Raw genomic sequence first — 10,822 nt, 5'->3', positions numbered from 1 at the left:
CGCCTCCGCCGCCGCGCGCGGAGCTCGGCGAGCACGCCGCGCAGCTGCCGGTCGAGCTGCCGGTCCCGGGCGGGATCGGCGACGGCGGCGTCGACGAGCTGGGGGAGGTCCTGGACGGGGAGGTCCTGGACGGTCGGGGGCCTGGTGGTGGGGAGCTGGAGAGCGGACATGGCGTTCCTCCTGGGAACAGGGACGTGGTCGAGTCTGCCGCCGCGGGCGGACAGATGCTGTCCGCCGAGCGGCGTGGTGAGGGTGCGGGCCGGGCCGTATGCGGCACGCCAGGGCGCACCGGGACGCCCTCCCGCGGCGGCGAGCGGCAGGGCGGGTCAGGGGCGGGTCGGTGTCAGCAGGCGCCGGCGGCGAGGACGACGGGGACACGGCCCCCGTCGGACGCGGCGGACGCCGTGACCGCTCCGCCTGGGCGGAGGAGGGATGCCGTGGTGCCGACCGTCGACGCGCGCGGACCCGTCGGGGCCGGGGTCGAGGTCGTGTGCATCTCCATGACCACAGTCCACCATCCCGCGACAGACGGGGCCAGCGAATAAACCGCAGGGACCCGGCGGTCGGCGGCCGAACAGGCGAGGGTCCGGCCGTCCGCTGGGGACGACCGGGCCCTGGAGGGCTCCCGACGAGGGGAGGAGCCGTGCTCAGTTCTCGATGCGGTAGGTGACGCCGATGCGGTGGGAGGCGCCGGGCTCGAGCGCGACGAAGCCGTCCTTGGCGACGGCGGGCTCGAGGCAGACGAAGCGGGGCCAGTCCGCATCGGGGATGTCCGCCATCCCCGCCACCAGGGTGTCCCAGGGGTTCCACACCACGGTGCGGGAGGTGCCGCGCGGGGCGGAGACGAGGCGTCGGCCGAGCACCGGGTCCACGACCGTCACCTCGCCGGTCGCCTCGGTGATCCGGTCGGTGGAGGCGGTCAGGCGCAGCGGCTCCTCCGGCAGCACGTCCGCGGCGAGGTCCCGCGTGTTGTCGAGATAGGCGGCGCCCTCGAGGCCGAGGATCTCGATCTCGCGCACGTCGCCGACGGCGAGATAGGTGTGCAGCGCCGCCTCGAGCTCGACCGGCCGCGAGCCGGCGGTCAGGGTGAGGTCCACGTCCAGCTGCGCCCCGAGGCGGAAGACGGCCTCGCCGCGCAGAGCGACCGCGTCCTCGGGGGTGACGAGGGTGATCTCGACGTCGTCTCCCTCGCGGCGGGCGGAGGCGAGCTCCCAGCGGATGTTCCGCAGCCAGCCGTGCTTCACCGTGCGGGCGAGATCGCGGCCGGGCCCGAACCAGGGGCCGACCAGGGGCACGCCGCCGCGGACGGCGACGCCGGGCCCGAACTCGGAGCTCGGGCTCATCCACAGCAGGTCCTGCCCGCCGGCGGGGACCCAGCTGGTCAGGTGCGCGCCGTCGAGCAGGAGCACGCCGGTCGCTGCGGGGGTGTCGACCAGGACGGCGTCGGCGCCGTGCGCGGTGCCGAGGGCGACGCCCTCGGGGAGCGGGACGGCGGCCTCGCGGGCGGCGGCGGCCGCGGGGTCCTGGACGGCGGGGGACTGGGGATCGGTGCTCATGGGCCTATCGTCCCACGCGCAGGAGGAGACGCCCGGCTCCTCGTCCTTGGGGCCGGCCGTCACGGCAGGACCCTCCTGCGGGGGACCCGCGGAAGCGGCCCCGGCGCCCTCCTCGGGAAGGCCCTCCGCGGCGGCCGAGACCGTGCGGATGAGCAGCAGCAGCCAGACGAACACGATCACCGCCGCCCCCATCTCGAAGGCCGTGAAGTTCAGGTAGCCCACCCCGGCGTACAGCACGACCACCATCATCAGCAGGGCGAAGGCGCCGGCGGTGAAGCCGATCAGGGCCCCGGGCAGGCGGCGCAGCAGCACCGGCAGCACCAGCAGAGTCAGCGCGAACACCACCACCAGCGACTGGGCGACGATGTCGTGCCAGAGAACACTCACGCTCCGCGAGACCAGCGCGACGAGCGCGACGAGCACGCCGACGGAGGTGAGCATCACCCGCACCGCGGTCACCACGCGATGGTCCTCGCCCGTGGCCCGGGCCCACCGGTCGAGGTCGTGCGCGATGAACTCCACCACGGTCAGCAGCGCGATGCCCGTCAGCAGCAGGGTGAGGTTGAAGATCGTGCTGGAGGCCCCGGACCTCTCGCCGAGCTCGGAGAAGTAGCGCTCCCACCAGTACGGGTCCGGGGCGCTCAGCGCGCTGGCGAGCACGCCCACGGTGAGGAAGGCGGCCAGCAGCGTCGCGAGCGAGCGGCCGGTCAGCGCCGTCAGCGAGGAGGAGGCGATGTAGGCGGCGCCGCCGCTGGCGGCCGCGACCCAGAAGGTGCCGGCGAAGCGGTCCAGCGCCACGCCCTGGAAGGCCTGCTGGAACACCGCGAACAGCGCCCCGGTGAGGAACAGGCCCAGCAGGCCGTGGATGAGCGAGAGCCCCACCACGTCCAGGGCGCGCCGCCAGAGCGGCCGGGAGCCGAACCAGGGCATCGTGCGCACCCGGTCCGTGACGAGCACCAGCACCGAGGTCGAGGTCGCGCAGCCGGCCACGGAGAGCGCCGCGACCTGGCCGATCGACCCGGTCCCCGACAGCGCCGCGGTGCCCCGCAGCGCGATCAGACCCACCACGAGGCCGACGACCGCGCCGGCGATCCCGATCGCGACATGCGCGTTCTCGGCGCGGGTCGCCCGGGTCGCCCGGTGCGCGGCGGGGGCGGGCAACGGATCAGCCGACCGCGGCGATCGGCACCGGGACGGGGGTGCCGGAGCCGTCACGTCGACCGGTGGGCTCGGGAAGGTCGATCGGCTGGCCCGCCTCGGAGGAGGCGCGGGCCGGATGCGGCACCACCCATGCGCCGATGAGGGAGTCCTCGCCGCGCAGGAAGCGATGGCAGCGCATGCCGGCGGTGGAGCGGCCCTTCGCCGGGAACTCCGTCAGCGAGGAGACCTTGAGCGAGCCGGTCTGCAGCAGCGGCAGCGTCGACGAGCTGCCCGCGACGGTGACGACGTCCGCGGGCGCCGTCACGTCGATCGCGCCGAAGGACAGCACCTGCGCGTCGCCCGCGAGCTTGATCCCGGCCACGCCGCCCGCGCCGCGGCCCTGGGGGCGCACGCCGGAGGAGGGGAAGTGCAGCAGCTGCGCGTCGGTCGTGACGAAGACGAGGTCGAGGTCCGCGTCGTCCTCGAGATCCACGACGCCGACGACGGCGTCGCCGTCCTTCAGCGAGATGATCTCGAAGCCGTCGGTGCGGGGGAAGTCGAGCTGGACCCGCTTGACCACGCCCTGGCGGGTGCCCAGCGCGATCGCGCCGCCGCGGGCGATGTCCGCCTCGGCCAGGCGGATCAGGCCCAGCGGGCGCTCGTCCCGCTCGAGCTCCAGCAGGTCGACCAGGCGCGTGCCGCCGGCGAGGGAGGGCGCCGAGGCGGTCGGCGCGAGGTTCGGCAGGTCCACGACGGACAGCCGCAGCACCCGGCCGCGATCGGTCACGACGCCCACCTCGGCGCGGGTGGTGCTGCGCACCGAGGAGACGATCACGTCGTGCGCGCCCCGCGGGCCCTCCCGCAGCAGCGGCCCCTCCCCGGAGACCCGGGCGATCAGCCCCGTGCCGGTCAGGTGCACGCCGCAGGGCTCGTCGGCGACCTCGAGGGAGGCGCCCGCCTTCGCCGTCGGGGCGGAGGCGGACTCGAGCAGCACCGTGCGTCGCGCGTCCCCGTGCTCGGCCGCGACGGCGGCCAGCTCGTCGGAGACCAGGCGGCGCAGGACCTCCTCGGAGCCCAGGATCTCCTCGAGATGCTCGATCTCGGCCCGCAGCTCGTCCCGCTCCGCCTCGAGATCGATCTGCGAGAACTTCGTCAGGCGGCGCAGGCGCAGCTCGAGGATGTACTCGGCCTGCACCTGGGTGAGGTCGAAGACCTGCATCAGGCGGGAGCGGGCGGTCTCCGCGTCGTCGCTCTGGCGCACGATCTGGATGACCTCGTCGATGTCGAGGATCGCCAGCAGCAGGCCCTCGACCAGGTGCAGGCGCGCCCTGCGCTTGCCGAGGCGGTGCTCGGTGCGGCGCCGCACCACGGCCAGGCGGTGGGCGACGAACACCTCCAGCAGCTGCTTGAGGCCCATCGTACGGGGCTGCCCGTCGACCAGGGCGACGTTGTTGATGCCGAAGGACTCCTCCAGCGGGGTGAAGCGGTAGAGCTGCTCGAGCACCGCCTCGGGCTCGAAGCCGGACTTCACCGTGAGCACGAGGCGCATGCCGTGGTGGCGGTCGGTGAGGTCCTGGTAGTCGGTGATGCCCGTGACCTTCTTGGACTGCACCGCGTCGCGCAGCTTCTCGGCGAGGCGTTCGGGGCCGACCTGGTAGGGCAGCTCGGTGACGACGATGCCCTTGCGGCGCGAGGTGACGTTCTCGATCCGGGTGGTGGCCCGCATCTTGAAGGAGCCGCGACCGGTGCGGTAGGCGTCCCGGATCCCGTCCAGGCCCACGATCCGACCGCCCGTGGGCAGATCCGGGCCGGGCACGAAGCGCATCAGCTCCTCGAGATCCGCCTCCGGGTTCTCGATGAGATGGCGGGCCGCGGCGATCGTCTCGACCAGGTTGTGCGGCGCCATGTTCGTGGCCATGCCGACCGCGATGCCGGAAGCGCCGTTGACCAGGAGGTTCGGGTACTGCGCGGGGAGCACCTCGGGCTGGGTGAGCTGGTTGTCGTAGTTGGGGACCATGTCCACGACGTCCTCGTCCAGCGAGTCCGTCATGAGCAGCGCGGCCTTCGCCAGGCGCGCCTCGGTGTATCGGGCCGCCGCCGGACCGTTGTCCAGGGAGCCGAAGTTGCCGTGCCCGTCCACCAGCGGCAGGCGCATGTTGAAGCCCTGCGCCATGCGCACCAGCGCGTCGTAGATCGCGGTGTCGCCATGGGGGTGGAGCTTGCCCATCACCTCGCCGACCACGCGCTGGCTCTTGACGTGGCCCTTCTCGGGCCGCAGACCCATCTCCGCCATCATGTAGAGGATGCGGCGCTGGACGGGCTTGAGCCCGTCGCGCGCATCGGGCAGCGCCCGGGAGTAGATCACGGAGTAGGCGTACTCGAGGAACGAGGACTCCATCTCGCTGGTGACGTCGATGTCGACGATGGTCTCGTCGACGGCGTCGTCCCCAGCGGGCGGTGCGGTGCTGCGTGATCGGGCCATGGAGGACATCATGGCGCATGACCGGCCATGATCCTGGGATCCCGTGCTCCCGACGGGACGTGAATCCCGTCAACACCCGCCGCTGCCGGACTAGGATCGCGCCATGGCGGACAGACGCGACGGCCTGCGGTCCCTGCGACGACGTGCCCGGGGCGGCGGCGCCGGCCCGGCGTATCCCGCGCACTGGGAGGCGGACATCGCCCTGCGCGACGGCTCGGCGGCGCACCTGCGACCGATCCTGCCCGAGGACGCCGAGGCGCTCCAGGCCTTCCACCAGCGCCAGTCCGAGCACTCGCGGTACCTGCGGTTCTTCGCGCCGATGCCGCGGCTGTCCGAGCGGGACCTTGCCCGCTTCACCACCGTGGACCATCGCGACCGGGTCGCCTTCGTCGTGCTCGTGGGGAAGGACATCGTCGCCGTCGGCCGCTACGACCGGACCTCCCCGCGCTCGGCGGAGGTCGCCTTCAACGTCGCGGACTCCCGGCAGGGCTCGGGACTGGGGTCCGTGCTGCTCGAGCACCTCGCGGCCGCCGCGCGGGAGCAGGGCATCGACGTGTTCACCGCCGAGGTGCTCCCGCAGAACACGAAGATGATCAAGGTCTTCACCGAGGCGGGATTCGACGTCGACCGCACCCTCGACGACGGGGTGGTCATGGTGTCCTTCCGGATCGACCCCACCGCCCGGTCCCTCGCGGTGATGGCGGAGCGGGAGCACCGCGCCGAGGCGCGCGCCATGGAGCGGCTGCTCCACCCCGAGTCCGTGCTCCTGGTGGGGGTCTCCTCCCACCGCGATTCCGTCGGCGGCCGCTTCCTCACCGCGCTGGAGGAATCCGGCTACCCGGGAACCGTCCACCTCGTCTCCCGCGAGGCGCTCGAGCTGCGAGGCCGACGCGCCTGGGCGCGGATCTCCGAGGTCCCCGGACCCGTCGACCTCGCCGTGATCGCGCTGCGCCCCGAGGCCTGCCTCGACGCGGTCGAGGAGTGCGCCGAGATCGGGGTGCGCAGCGTCGTGATCCCCACCGAGGGATTCGCAGACAGCGAGCACGGCCGGGGCCTCCAGCGCGAGCTGGTGGCGCGGATCCGACGCCACGGCATGCGGCTGCTGGGCCCGGGATCCCTCGGCATGCTGCGCACCGGCCGCTCGCCGCTCAGCCTCTCCCTCGCCCCGCACATGCCGCGCGCAGGGCGGGCCGCGCTCGCCGGGCAGTCCAGCGCGCTCTCCGCGATGCTCCTGGCCGGCACCGATGCCCGCGGGATCGGCCTGCACGAGTTCGTGGGCGTGGGCAACCGCGCCGACGTCTCCCTCAACGACACCCTCCAGCACTGGGAGGACGACGAGGAGGTGGGCGTGATCGGGCTGGCCCTGGAGTCGATGGGCAACCCGCGCAAGTTCACCCGGATCGCCCGGCGCCTGACCCGCCGCACCCCGCTGATCGTGCTGCGCCCGCCCGGCAGCGAGTCCCATCTGCCGCCCGGCCATGACGTGCGCCGCTCGACGCTGCCTCGGCGCGCCCTGGACCAGGTGCTCGACTCCGCCGGGGTCGTGCAGACCGGGGGAGTCGACCACCTCCTGGACGTCGTGGACGGCATCGAGCGCCAGGGGCTCCCGCTCGGGCCGCGGGTCGGGATCCTCTCCAACACGGCGGCGCTCGGCGCCTCGCTGCGCGGCGCCGCGGACCGCGCCGGGCTGCGCATCGTGGCCGAGAACCGCTCCGTCCCCCTCTCGCCGGACCCGCGTCTGATCCAGCGCGCCTTCACCACGATGGCGGCGCTGGGCGAGGTGGACCTCGTGATCGCCGGGGTGCTCGACGCGCAGGGCGAGGACGCCGAGGAGGTGCTGCGCCAGATGGCGATCGTCGCCCGCCACTCCGAGGTGGTGCTGCTGGTGTGCGTGGTCACCGGCAGCGACCGCTTCGACGCGCTGCGCGGCAGGGTGCGCGTCGACCCGCAGCTCCCGCCGGTGCACGCCACCCCCTTCGCCGTCGTCCGCGCCGCTTCCGGCCTGCTCGAGGCGGCGCTGCGACCCGCGGCCGACGACGAGGAGCCGGCCCGGCGCGAGGACGTGGACCGCGCCGCGGCGCGGGAGATCGCCGAGCGGCTCCTGAGGGACCACCCCGGCGCGGGGAGCCCGTCGGACCCCGGGGACCGCACCGGCGCCGAGGTCGAGATCGAGGTCGGGGGAGAGGACGTCGCCGCGCTGCTGGCCGCCTACGGCATCGAGCTGCTGCAGGGCCGACGCGTCGCCGACGAGGACGAGGCGCTCGCCCGCGCCGCCGAGATCGGATATCCCGTCGCGCTGAAGAGCACCGATCCCGTGCTGCGCCACCGTGCGGACCTCGGCGGGGTGCGCCTGGGGATCCCCGACGCCGTCCAGCTGCGCCATGCGGTGCAGGCCATGCGCAAGGACCTCTTCTACTCCTCGGCGCCGCTCGAGGTGCAGGCGATGGCGCCGGCCGGGGTGCCGATGGTGGTGCGCAGCGTCGAGGACCCCTCCCTGGGGCCGGTGCTCTCCCTGTCCGTGGCGGGGGACGCGACCGACCTCCTGGACGACATCGCCTATGCGATCCCGCCCTTCAGCGAGGCCGGTGCGCACCGGCTCGTCGACGCCCCCGCCAGCGCCGTGAAGCTCCGCGGCACCCGGGGGCTGCCGCCCGCGGACCGCGACGCGCTCGCCGACCTGGTGGTCCGGGTGGGCCTCCTCGCCGAGGACCTGCCCGAGCTCGCCTTCCTCGAGCTGTACCCGGTGCTGGTCGCCCAGCACGGCCTCACCGTGGTCGGGGCAGGAGCACGGCTCGCCCCCGCGCCGAACCGCACCGACGGGGCGCGCCGCACGCTGTCCGGACCGCCCGGTGCCTGAGGATCGTCCGGCGTCCGCCGCGTGGGAGACTGGGGCGATGACCACCGCCCTGCCCGCCGACCTCCGGAAGGACCTCGAGACCGCCGGGTACTTCCCCCAGGCCGCCTCCCGCAGCATCGAGCGCTCCCTGCGCGGAGCGGCCGTGCTCACGCACCTCGTGCGCGCCGAGACCACCTTCGACGGCCCCGAGGTGCGACGGCACCTCACCGTCGTCGTGCTCACCGCGACGCACCTGCTGATCACCCATCTCGACGACGACCCCGCGGACGCGCTGAACCCCAGCCAGGTCGTCTCCACCACTGAGCGGGTGCGTCTGCGCCGCATCACCTCGACGGGCCTGTCCCAGGTCTTCGACACCGACGGGCAGCTCGCCACGGGCCGCGAGTCCGAGATCACCCTCGGAGTGACCTGGGACGGCAGCCGTCGCCTCGACCTCGAGCCGGCCGACTGCGGCGACCCCACCTGCCAGGCGGACCACGGCTACACCGGCAGCTCCGCCCCCGCGGACCTCGCGCTGCGGGTCAGCGCGCTGGCCGACGGCGAGGCCGCGGTCGAGGAGGCGCTCGCCTTCCACGACCGCCTCCTCGAGGCGATCGACGACCTCGGGGCCTGAGCCGGAGCATGGCCGAGATGGACGATCCCGCCCTGCCCGACTGGCCCGAGGACCTGCTGGCCCCGCCCTTCGCCGCGGGGGAGCGGCCGGGCCTGCTGGACGTGCTCGCCCCCCTCGCCTCCGCGCCCGAGGAGGGACGGGACCTGGTGGTGCTGCTCGACGGCGTCGGCGCGGACCTGCTGGCCGAGCACCGGGCGCTCACGCCGACGCTGAGGCGCCTCGAGGGCTCCGTGGAGCGGATCCGCACGGTCACCCCGTCGACGACCGCCAGCGCGATGGTCTCCCTGCACACGGGGCTCGCACCGCTCGAGCACGGGGTGCTGGGCTATCTCGGCTTCGACCCCGTGGGCCGCCGCGCCGTCAACCAGCTGACCGGCGCCCCGGGCCTGGACCCCCACGCCTGGATGCCGCTCACGACCCCGGTGGAGGCCGGGGCGCGCCGCGCCGTGCAGGTCGCCCCCGCCAAGCACGCCCGCTCCCATCTCAGCGGCGTCGCCTATCGCGGCTGGGAGTTCCTCGTCCAGGGGCGCGGGGACCGCCTCGAGGCGGTGCGCACCGCGCTGCACCGCGGCGGCCCGGACGCGCTGGTGCACCTGCACGTGGACGACGTGGACCACGCGGGCCATGCGCACGGCATCGACTCCGAGCCGTGGCGCACCGCGCTCGCCGAGGTCGACGCGCTGATCGGCACGCTGCTGCGACGTGTCCCCCGGGGGACCCGCGTCCACCTCACCGCCGATCACGGGATGGTCGACACCTCCGCCGCGCACACCGTCGACCTCGCGGAGGAGCCGGCGATCCTGTCCCTGGTCGAGGAGGTGACGGGGGAGGCGAGGGCACTCGCGCTGCACGCGGTGCCCGGCGACGGCGCCGCCGAGGAGCTCGCCGAGCGGATGCACGTGCTGATGGGGGAGCGCGCCCTGGTCCTCACCCGGGAGCAGGTGCTCGCCTCGGGGCTGCTCGGCCCGGCCGCCACGGCGATCCCCGAGCACGTCCGGGGACGGATCGCCGACGTGCTCGTCCTCGCCCGCGGACGCTGGGGCGTCGACGACTTCTCACGCCGACCCGAGACGGCCCGGTCGATGATCGGGGTACACGGATCGCTCACCTCGGCGGAGGCGGTCGTGCCGCTGCTGCGCACGATCACCTGAGCCCTGCCGCGGCGCGATGCCCGCCCGCGGCGGCCCCGGGGGACGTCTCAGTCGTTCCGGGAGCCGAAGACGATCTCGTCCCAGCTGGGCATCGAGGCGCGCTTGCTCTTCGACCGGGCGGACTTCCGGGCCGGTTTCGCGGGCTCCTCGGACTCGCCGGAGCCCTCTCCCCGCGCGGCGGCGGAGGCGTCGTCGAAGCCGGGCAGCGGCGTGAGGTCCACGGTGTCCTGGTACTGGATCTCCGGCCCCTCGGGCTCGTCGCCCGCCTCGTCGGAGGCCTCCTCGGCCGGGTCGTCGGCGCCGTCCTGCGCGCTCGGGGAGTCCGAGGGATCCTCGGCGGCGAGCTCCTCGTCGGCGCCCTGCCCGTCCTGCTCCTCCGGCGCCGAGGAGTGCTCGCGCAGGGCCTCCGCATCCGGGTCGTGGTCGGCGGGGGACTCGTCGGCCCCGGCGCCCGATCCGGCCTCCGCCGGGCCGGCGAGCACCGGCGCGACGGGACGGGCGGTATCGGTGTGCGGAGCGGGATCGACGGCGAGCCCGGAGCCCTGCGCATCGGTGCCGTCGTCGCCGGGCTCCTCGACGGTCTCGTCGAGCCCCGACCAGACGGTCGCGGAGTCGTCGGGGCGGGGGACGGAGCGCATCCCGCGACGGGCGTTGAGCGCGTCGAGCTCGCTGTCCTCGAGCGCGGAGGCGTGCTCGTCCGCCACGGGACGGCGGGGCGGCCAGGTGCGGGCGCGGGGCGACTCGCCCTCGAGCGAGCCGTCGGCCTCGAGGTCGTACACGGAGGACTTCACGGCCTGGAGCCGGCCGCGGCCGCGGCTCGGCTCGGGCGGGGCGTCCTCGTCGCTGATCCAGCGGGCCTCGTCGTCCAGCGGGGAGACGGAGCGGGTCTCGACATCGGCGGCCCAGTGGGCCTGCCGGGTGCGACCGCCTGCGGAGAAGGTCAGCTCGAGGGTCCAGGTGCCGTCGGGGCGCCGCCAGGCGTCCCAGGCGCTCTCGCCGGTCGCCTCGCGGGCGGCGAGCCGC

General features: G+C 74.6%; 6 protein-coding genes. 3 read left to right on the top strand and 3 right to left on the bottom strand.

The annotated features are described in order from the left end of the window. Positions 1-647: 647 nt before the first annotated feature. Complete coding sequence (locus HMPREF3159_RS18000; RefSeq protein WP_246821640.1) at positions 648-2,717, bottom strand: aldose epimerase family protein; 2,070 nt, start codon at positions 2,715-2,717, stop codon at positions 648-650. Positions 2,718-2,721: 4 nt separating this feature from the next. Then, the gene (locus HMPREF3159_RS13525; protein ID WP_070501639.1) at positions 2,722-5,178 is read right to left on the bottom strand and encodes a DNA gyrase/topoisomerase IV subunit A; all 2,457 of its coding nucleotides are present in this window, start codon (positions 5,176-5,178) and stop codon (positions 2,722-2,724) included. 103 nt (positions 5,179-5,281) lie between these two features. Here HMPREF3159_RS13525 and HMPREF3159_RS13520 point away from each other — a divergent pair, with 103 nt between their 5' ends. From HMPREF3159_RS13520 to HMPREF3159_RS13510, 3 genes are read left to right on the top strand one after another with little or no spacing between them, the layout of a single operon-like run. After that, a complete protein-coding gene (locus tag HMPREF3159_RS13520; RefSeq protein ID WP_083305956.1) occupies positions 5,282-8,035 on the top strand; it encodes a bifunctional acetate--CoA ligase family protein/GNAT family N-acetyltransferase in 2,754 nt (917 codons plus the stop codon). Positions 8,036-8,072: 37 nt separating this feature from the next. Continuing rightward, positions 8,073-8,648: a DUF5998 family protein gene (locus HMPREF3159_RS13515; RefSeq protein WP_053917252.1), complete on the top strand. Its 576-nt coding sequence runs from the start codon at positions 8,073-8,075 to the stop codon at positions 8,646-8,648. 17 nt (positions 8,649-8,665) lie between these two features. Then, positions 8,666-9,799, top strand: coding sequence for an alkaline phosphatase family protein (locus tag HMPREF3159_RS13510; RefSeq protein ID WP_070501636.1), 1,134 nt, complete (start codon positions 8,666-8,668; stop codon positions 9,797-9,799). 47 nt (positions 9,800-9,846) lie between these two features. Here HMPREF3159_RS13510 and sepH read toward each other — a convergent pair. Next, positions 9,847-10,822, bottom strand: a 976-nt coding sequence (sepH, locus tag HMPREF3159_RS13505) for a septation protein SepH (protein ID WP_070501634.1), incomplete at its 5' end; no start/stop codon positions are given.

The organism is Brachybacterium sp. HMSC06H03 (assembly GCF_001807385.1).
In the GTDB taxonomy this organism is placed as follows: domain Bacteria; phylum Actinomycetota; class Actinomycetes; order Actinomycetales; family Dermabacteraceae; genus Brachybacterium; species Brachybacterium conglomeratum.
Note: the sequence above shows the minus strand (reverse complement) of the source record. Positions and strands in the feature narration are given on the sequence as shown.